Source organism: Microbispora sp. NPDC049125 (genome assembly GCF_040802045.1).
Classification (GTDB): Bacteria; Actinomycetota; Actinomycetes; order Streptosporangiales; family Streptosporangiaceae; genus Microbispora.
In genome coordinates, this window is sequence record NZ_JBEZDW010000061.1 from 21,081 (window position 1) to 28,400 (window position 7,320).

General features: G+C 70.5%; 7 protein-coding genes. 3 read left to right on the forward strand and 4 right to left on the reverse strand.

Going from position 1 to position 7,320, the window contains the following annotated elements; genetic code table 11:
* Window positions 1–40: 40 nt before the first annotated feature.
* The 4 genes from AB0B72_RS38430 to AB0B72_RS38445 form a co-directional block, all read right to left on the reverse strand.
* Complete coding sequence (locus tag AB0B72_RS38430) at window positions 41–739, reverse strand: cyclase family protein (protein WP_367744571.1); 699 nt, start codon at window positions 737–739, stop codon at window positions 41–43.
* Between the two features lie 103 nt (window positions 740–842).
* A complete protein-coding gene (locus AB0B72_RS38435) occupies window positions 843–1,733 on the reverse strand; it encodes a nitrilase-related carbon-nitrogen hydrolase (protein ID WP_367744561.1) in 891 nt (296 codons plus the stop codon).
* A gap of 130 nt (window positions 1,734–1,863) precedes the next feature.
* A complete protein-coding gene (locus AB0B72_RS38440) occupies window positions 1,864–3,297 on the reverse strand; it encodes a M1 family metallopeptidase (protein ID WP_367744562.1) in 1,434 nt (477 codons plus the stop codon).
* Window positions 3,298–3,393: 96 nt separating this feature from the next.
* Window positions 3,394–4,503: a DivIVA domain-containing protein gene (locus AB0B72_RS38445; protein WP_367744563.1), complete on the reverse strand. Its 1,110-nt coding sequence runs from the start codon at window positions 4,501–4,503 to the stop codon at window positions 3,394–3,396.
* A 123-nt stretch (window positions 4,504–4,626) separates the two neighbouring features.
* On the opposite strand from AB0B72_RS38445, the gene AB0B72_RS38450 reads away from it, so the two are divergent.
* The 3 genes from AB0B72_RS38450 to AB0B72_RS38460 form a co-directional block, all read left to right on the forward strand.
* Window positions 4,627–5,376: an ATP-binding cassette domain-containing protein gene (locus AB0B72_RS38450; RefSeq protein WP_367744565.1), complete on the forward strand. Its 750-nt coding sequence runs from the start codon at window positions 4,627–4,629 to the stop codon at window positions 5,374–5,376.
* Window positions 5,377–5,704: 328 nt separating this feature from the next.
* The gene (locus AB0B72_RS38455) at window positions 5,705–6,367 is read left to right on the forward strand and encodes a hypothetical protein (protein ID WP_367744567.1); all 663 of its coding nucleotides are present in this window, start codon (window positions 5,705–5,707) and stop codon (window positions 6,365–6,367) included.
* Between the two features lie 765 nt (window positions 6,368–7,132).
* The coding region (locus AB0B72_RS38460; protein WP_367744568.1) for a hypothetical protein at window positions 7,133–7,320 on the forward strand (188 nt) is incomplete at its 3' end.

A 7,320-nucleotide genomic window follows, 5' to 3' on the forward strand; every position in this document is an offset into this window, starting at 1 on the left:
CGTATCGCTTCCGGCCCGGCGCGTGCCCCCCCTGCCGCCGTTAGCCGACGCGTGCCACCGCCCGCACCGGGGCGCCGTCGGCGCCCTGGATGCGCAGCGGCAGCAGTGACACCTCGATGGGACGCCCGGCCGCCTGGGCGTCGATCAGGACGCCGAGGTTGCGCAGATTCTCCGCGATGACCGCGTGCGCGCCGCACAGCGCCCGGTGGGCCGGGAGGTCGCCGGCCGGGGTGGGGTCCACGCTGAGCGCGTCGACGCCGACGGTGCGCACGCCCGCCTCCGCGATCGACTCGGCCGCCTCGGCCGCCAGGTACGGATGCTCCAGGTAGCCGCCGGTGCCCCACTGGTCCGACCACCCCGTGGCGACGAGAAGGATCACTCCTGGCCGTAGCCACGGGGCCACGAGACCCGCGCCGATCGGCGAGCGGGGCGGCAGCCCGCGGGCGTCCACCACCGCAGCGGGGCCCACGAACCGCTCCAGCGGCAGGTCGTCGAGGGTGGGGAGCGCGTCGTCGATGTGGAACGGCGCGTCGACGTGGGTGCCCGACTGCGACCCGAGATGCAGGCCGAGGACGTTCACGCCCCCGGCCGCCACGGTGAGTGCGGGCGCGATCTCCACGGCCGGGTCGCCGGGGTAGACCGGCATCCCGCTCACCATCGGCACCGACAGATCGACGATCAGCGGCAGCGCGATGGTGTGGTCGCCGCCGACCGTGACCAGCCGGGTGCCGCCCTCCATCAGGCCCGAGTCGACGGGCCCCCGAGGTTCGGTCATGACCGGCGCCTTCCCTTCGTGTCCATGCTCTCGTCACCGCTCTCGTCGCCGATCTTGCCGCCTGCGCTCACACGGCCGGTCTCGCGACCGGCTTGATGACCGGCTCCGCCGCAGGGTTCGTCTCCACCCCGGGAGTGCTGCCGTCCCCGCCTCCGTACAGGTGCGGGCGCCTGTCGCGGTGGACGTCGTTGCGCGAGCCGGTCGACTTGTCCCAGGCTCGCGTCAGATCGCAGTCGGCCACCAGCACGGCCGGACGGTCCTGGAGCACCGGCCCCGCCAGCGGGTAGCCGTCCGGGCCGATGATCGACGTGCCGGACACCCAGCTCACGCCCCGCTCGGCCCCGCACCGGTCGGCGACGGCGACGAACATGCGGTTGCCGGCCGCGGCCACCTGAGCGTACGCGACCAGGACCGGGCGCTCCCCGATCGGCACGGGCGCCGACGGCCAGTTGGTGGAGACGGCAAGGAGGTCGGCCCCCGCCAGGGCGCAGGCACGCACCCACTCGGGGAACTCCAGGTCGTAGCAGACCATCATCCCGATCCGGCCGACGGCGGTGTCCACGACAGGGGCGGCCCGTTCGCCCGGCACGAACACGTCCTGCTCGTCGTCCCAAAGGTGGACCTTGCGGTAGACCTCGCGGATGCCTGCCGGGTCGACGAGGGCCTGGCTGTTGCTCACGCCGCCGTCCACCCGCTCGCAGAAACCCCCGACGATCACCAGGTCGTGGGCGCGGGCCAGCCGCGCCCAGCCGGTCACGGTGGGTCCGTCGGCCGGCTCGGCGAGCGCCTCCGCCTCCCCGGCCCCGGAGAACACGTAGCCGCTGTTGACCAGCTCGGGCAGCACCACGACCCGGGCCCCGGCGGCGGCCGCCTCCTCCACCGCGGCCTCCGCGGCGGCACGGTTGCCCGCCGCACGTGCCACCTGGAGGGACAGCTGCGCCACGGCCACGCGCGTCACGGCCGCCACCTCTTACCTCCACCTCCCGGCGCACGCTCCGACATCACGGCCCCGCCGTCCCTGACTACGACGCCGAGCACGGATCGGGGCTCATCGCGGTCAGGGCGGCCGGGCTGGTCGGCGTCATCGGCTAGAGCTTGGGCTTGGCGGCGTGGTACAGCCAGGCGTCGAACAGGGCGTCCAGGTCCTGCCCCGACTCCTTCTCCGCGAGGTCGGTGAAGTCCCGGGTGACGACCGTGCCGTGGCGGTTGTCCTCCGCCCACGTCCGCAGGAGCGAGAAGAAGGTGTCGTCGCCGATCTTGGTGCGCAGCGCGTGCAGGGTCATCGCGCCCCGGAGGTAGACGGCGTTCCAGTCGAACATGCCCGCCTTGCCCGGGTCACCTGTCTTCAGCTTCCAGAAGTCGCCCTTCTTCTTGTAGTAGTTCGCGAAGGTCTTCTGCGCCGACGGGCCGCCGTGCTGCTCCTGGTACAACCACTCGGCGTACGTCGCGAAGCCCTCGTTGAGCCAGATGTCCTTCCAGCTCTTCAGGCCCACGCTGTCGCCGAACCACTGGTGGGCCAGCTCATGGACGATCTCCAGGTCGTCGCCTGGCGCCATGTCGTAGACGGGCCGCCCCTGGGTCTCGAGGGCGTAGCTCACCTTGAGCACGTCGGCGATGCCGCCGGTCGAGGAGAACGGGTAGGTGCCGAAGACCTTCGACTCCCACTGGATCGCCTTGGCCGTGGTCCGGTGGAGGTACTGGGACTGCTTGGCCAGCGTGGGGTCGTACGCCGTGATGTTCGGCACGCCGTTGACGGTGCCCTCGCTGACCTTGAACTTCCCGATCGCCACCATGGCGAGGTAGGGGGCCATCGGCTGGCTCATCTCCCACCTGGACGTGGTCCAGCCGTGCCGGACGCCGACGATCCCGGAATTCTTGGGCTCGCCGTTGGCCAGCACCGTGACGCCTGCCGGGGTGGAGACGCGGAAGGTGAAGGTCGCCTTGTCTTGCGGGTTGTCGTTGGCCGGGAACCAGCTGCGGGCGCCGTCCGGCTCGGAGACCGCGGTCGCGCCGTCCTTGGTGGTGATCCAGCCTTCGAGGCCGAGCGCCTCGTCGTTGATCGCCTTCGGTTTCCCGGAGTAGGCCACCTCGACGGTGAACTTCTCGCCGGACGGGAGCCCGTGCTTCGGCGTGATGACGAGCTCCTGGCCCTTGCGCTGGTAGGAGGCCCGCTTGCCGTTCACCTCGATCGCGCCGATCTTCAGTCCGCTGAAGTCGAGGTTGAAGCGCGAAAGGTTCTTGGTGGCGGTCGCGGTGATCGTCGCCGTGGCGCTCAGGTGGTCGGACTTCGGGTCGTACCGCAGCTTGAGGTCGTAGTGGCCGACGTCGTAACCGCCGTTGCCGGCGTGCGGGAAGTACGGGTCACCGAGACCGGACGAGCCGGGAGTGAACGCGTCAGCCGCGGAGGAGGAGGTGGAGCTGGAAGACGCGGAGGACGTTCCAGGCACCATCACGATGAGAGACGCGGCCACCGCGAGGGCAGCCGTGGCAGAGGTCGTCAGGGGGGTTGGTCTGCGAAGCATGGTCACCATCGTGGAGCATCAGGTGAGGAAACGGGTACTTATTCCTTTTTCGTACTGTTGCCTCCGCCAGCCCGCCGGCTCACCGGCCGCGAGGCGTCACGGGCGGCGTTCGAGGACGTCGGCGATCTCCGCGAGGAAGCCGTCGACCTCCCCGATCGCGTACCCGGGCCGGAACACCACGGTCGCGAACGTCACCTCACGGACCTGCGCGGCGGTGACGGGGCGCTCGGTGGTGCCGCGGAGGGTGGCCACCACCTGGTCGAGAAAGGCGTCGACCTGGTCCTCCCGGTAGCCCGTGCCGAGCCTGCCCGGCCGGAATGCCACCCGCTCGATCCGGGTCACCTGCGCTTCCACCCATCCTTCTTCCGTATCCGGAACGGCCTGGGGGACGCCGGTGTCCGCACGCTCTGATCCTGTGCCCGGCATGGGGAGTCCGTGTCGCGAAGCGGGCGTCTCCCGAGCCGGGGCCTGTCCAGAGTCGTCGCCGGCCGGATGTCCCTCAGGCGTCGGGACGGATCCATCGCGCAGTCCTTCATTCGCTCCGGCGCCGGACGACTGTGCGCCGATTCCTGCGCCCGGCCCTGCGTTGGTCTTCATCTCGCTCCCCGTGCCGGGCCCTGCGCCGACCCCCGCGCCGGCTCCCTTGCCGGTGGTCGTATGAGCGAGGTCCGCACCCGCCTCGGGGTCCGCACCCGCTTGGGCCCTCGGGGCAGGCACCATGTGTGCCGGAGGCACGGGCTGGGTGTCCGAATCCATGTCGGAGCCGCCGATCTCCGAGAGCCGGCCGGCGACCTCTGTCCGGTGACTCGGCGACATCACCGCCCCGTGCCGGCCTTCCTCTGCCGTCGGAGCCTCCGCCAGCACACCAGACGTACGGGACCGGCTGAGCGCGTCTCCCCCGGATGCGACGTCTCCCCCGGATGCGACGTCTCCGCTGGATGCGACGTCTCCGCTGGACGCCGCCGCGAAGAGGCCCGCCCTGGCCTCGACCGCCACGATGAACGCGTCGAGCGCGAAGTCGACGGCCGTCTCGTTGTAACCCCCGAGTTTTACGGCGAACTTCGCCGAACGGATGTCCTCGGCGGTCACCGCAGGACCGTCGAGCGGGCCCACACCGAGTGTCTGCTCGATCCGGCGGATCAGCTCGTCGACCTGATCGGGGTCATAACCCAGCCGTACGCCCATGACGCGTGGAAAGCGATTCATCCACTCCTCCAGGCCTTCTGATCCGCTTGCTCATTCTGGAGGTATTCGCACGGCAAAAGCGAGTCACGATGATCACGAAATGTCGCCACGTGGACGGGGATATCCGGCTAGGCTCCGAGAACTATGCGGGTCGCCAACCTCTCCTTCCGTTATGGGCGGCGGGAGCCGTGGGTCCTGTCCGGCGTGAGCCTGGCCCTCTCCCGAGGCGACGCCGTCGAGGTCGTGGGCCCCAACGGCACGGGCAAGTCCACCCTGCTGCGCTTGCTCGCCTCCCTGCTCAGACCGGTCGAGGGCGCGATCGAGGATCGTCCAGGCGTCGTCGGATACGCCCCTGAGCGCTTTCCCGCGGCCCAGCCCTTCACGGTCGCCGCGTACCTGCGGCACATGGCCGCCATCCGTGGAACGGACCCGCACGCGATCGGCGAGTGGACCGAACGGCTGGGCATGGAGCACCTGCTCGGCCAGATGCTGCCGGACCTGTCGAAGGGCAGCGCGCAGAAGGTCGGCCTCGCCCAGGCCCTGCTCTGCGAGCCGGGGCTGCTCATCCTCGACGAGCCGTTCGCCGGGCTGGACACCGCCACACGTGCCGGGCTGCCCGCCCTCATCGGAGAGGTCACCGCCAGAGGCGGGATCGTCGTCGTGAGCGATCACCAGGGCGACCTGCGGACGTTCCCGGGGTTGCGCCGATGGGAGGTCCACAACCGGAGCGTCAGGGAGCTCCCGGCCCAGCCCTCGGACCGCGTCGCCTCCTCCCATCAGCCGCCCCTCACCGTGCTGGAGGTCGAAGTCCCGCCGTCCAAGGCCGCCGACCTGGCCGATCGCCTCCGCGCCGAGGGTTACGCCGTCCGGACGGCACGCGAGGCGGCCAAGTGACGTACCGTTCCAGCCGCATCTCCCCTCCAGGCCGCGCCCTCGCGAGGCGCGGCGACCCGCTCGGCGGCATTTCGGGACCTCCACGCCGTACGACTGAGGTGTGCTTACGCGCCACCACGGCACCCGCGCGCCGTGCGGCCGGGGTGTGCCTACGCGGCACGCCGGCACCCGCACACCGCGCGACCAGAGTGTGCCTACGCGGCACGCCGCGGACGGACCTGCGTGGTGGGATGGCCGAGCCCACAGACCGTAGGGCCGGCACGCATCCACGCGACACGACCCAGACGCGTACACGTGACGAGATCGCGGTGCTCAGAGAGGATCCCAGTTGATCGCCCTGACGTGGTTCCGTCTGGCCGCGTACGCGCGCTCGCATCGTGCGTTTCAGCCCCTCATCGGGTTGCTCCCACTGCTGGCCATCCTGTACGCGACGCCCATCCCGGCGAGTCAGGAGCTTGGGGCCACGGCCGACTCGGCCGCGATGCTCCTCCCTGTGTTCGCCTGGGCGGTTCGCGGGCTGCTCGACACCGAGCCTGACGAGCAGCGCATGATTTCCCTGTCCGCCATCGGACGCCGGGAGATCGCCGGCGGACTGCTGGCAGCGGCCGCGTTCGCACTGGCCCTGGCAACGATCTCCGAGATCGCCTTGCTCGCCCGCCTGTCGAGCTCTCCCACTCTGACGGTCGTCCTGATAGGCGTGGGGCTGCACCTGCTCTCCGTCATCGCGGGGGTGGCCCTCGGAGCGCTGACGAGCCGCCCGATCTTGCCTTCGCCGGCCGTCTCGACCTTGGCTCTCGTCCTGGGCTACCTCGCCATGTTGCTGATCAGCGCCTCCGGGACGCGCTGGGTCGGGGTCCCCGTGATGACGTGGATGCGCGACGCCCACCATGGGACATTGATCGCGGAACTGCCGCCTCTTGCCGCTCAGTCGCTGCTATGGCCCGCTCTTGGCCTCGCCGCCTACACCTGGCTTCGCCGTAGCCGTCCCTGAACAGGCGACTCCCGAAGCCGGGTCGGCGCTTACTCTCTTCGTGGGAGTGGCTACGTAGAGTTGCGTCGAGCGTGTGTTCGATATAGGGTGGGGGTAGCCGTTACAGGTGAGCTTAGTTGGCGGGCCGTTGTGGGCCATGCGCCGTGTGATGAGTAGCTGAGTCTGCTTGAGGGGTTCCCGGTCCGGGCGATCGGGAGGCAGTCTGTCGCTTTCGTTGCCGGTCAGGGGGTGCCCGCCGTGTCAGCTCCGTCTGCATCTTCGCCGTCGTCTTCGTCGTCTTCGTCGTCTTCGTCGGCTCGGCTGCCGGGGTCGCCGTCTGTTCAGTCGGCCGGCTGGGCACCTGGTGGCCGTCCCGCCGCGGCGCGTCCTTTCACCCTTGTTGGTTCGGCGGTGGCCGCCGATCGGTGCTCCGGTTCCTCTGCTGGCACAGCCGAGGCTGAGCCGGTGCCCCTGCCCGGCCTCGATGCTTATAGCGGTGCAGCCGTGGCCGGCTCCCCGGTCGACCGGGTGCCCCCGCCTGTGGCAGGACCTGCACCCGAACCGATAGCGGCCTCCGTGACCGAGCCGGTAGCCGGGCCGATGGTGCCGCCTGGGACCGAACCAGTGGCCGGGCCGATGGAGACTCCTGCGGCGGGGCTTGTGGATGAACCGGTGGCCGATTCCGAGGCCGGGTTGGTGGCCGACTGTGGGGCTGAGCCGGTGGCTGAGTCGGTGGCTTGTCGTGGTGGTGGGTGGTTGGGGGGTTGGGGGGAGGATCGGCCGGGGGTGCCGATTCCTGAGGGGCTGGCCGCGTTGCCGCCGGGGGCGGAGTTGGCGCGGGTGCTGGCGGGCATCAACGTGGCGACCGTGTCGGGGTATGACACGGTGGAGGTGTTGAAGGCGGCCTACCGGCAGTCCTGTCATGATCGGGCGTGGTTCTTGCAGGTGATGCTGGAGGTGGGGCTGCGCGAGCA